Annotated in this window: 1 protein-coding gene; it reads right to left on the bottom strand. The window is 51.9% G+C overall.

Features of this window, described 5'->3' with window-relative positions; genetic code table 11:
• Positions 1-365: 365 nt before the first annotated feature.
• Positions 366-586, bottom strand: a 221-nt coding sequence (locus ACOCD2_RS25275; RefSeq protein WP_419626386.1) for a transposase, incomplete at its 5' end; no start/stop codon positions are given.

The raw sequence follows: 586 nt of genomic DNA, 5'->3' as shown, positions 1-586 counted from the left end.
GGTCAGTACTGTCGGTCGGGGCCATGGCATTCTCCTGCGTTGTGGTGGGACAGGAGAAAGTCTGTGGCTGATGGTGTTCTGAAAAAAGGTGTCGATTCTGGGGCGCTTACACCTATCACGAGGTCGAAGACACACTTGGTTTTACCAAGAACCCACTGGAGTGCGCAATCTCTTTTCGGTACCCGCCTCTGTGTCCCGACATTTAGCTTCATATGTATAGGATTTCGCAATTTCCTTCACAACCACTGCTACATAGGGATAGTCGTGGTACAAACGATCTGCCAAGTTGTCGTATTTCAAGGCAAGTTCACGTTCCTGTTTGCCTCCTTTTCCATGCCAATGAAGCCCACGAGAATTATGGCTCCTCAGCAGAATTTGTGGGTAACCTCAGGCTCGGGTAAAGCACCAAGTGCATGATACAAAGCGATTTCCGCGCCCCGATACGTCCGAAAACCGAAGGATTTTCTGGAGGTCAGTTTTGCCTTGGTGTTGAAACCCCCCACAACACCACTGGAAAGCTGCCCCCTGGCCCGGAACCAGTTGAGCAACAGCGGCCGATGACCTCGCAGCATCCGGGCCACTTTCT

Source organism: Thiolapillus sp., assembly GCF_048562965.1.
Lineage (GTDB): Bacteria > Pseudomonadota > Gammaproteobacteria > Chromatiales > Chromatiaceae > Thiolapillus > Thiolapillus brandeum_A.
Note: the sequence above shows the minus strand (reverse complement) of the source record. Positions and strands in the feature narration are given on the sequence as shown.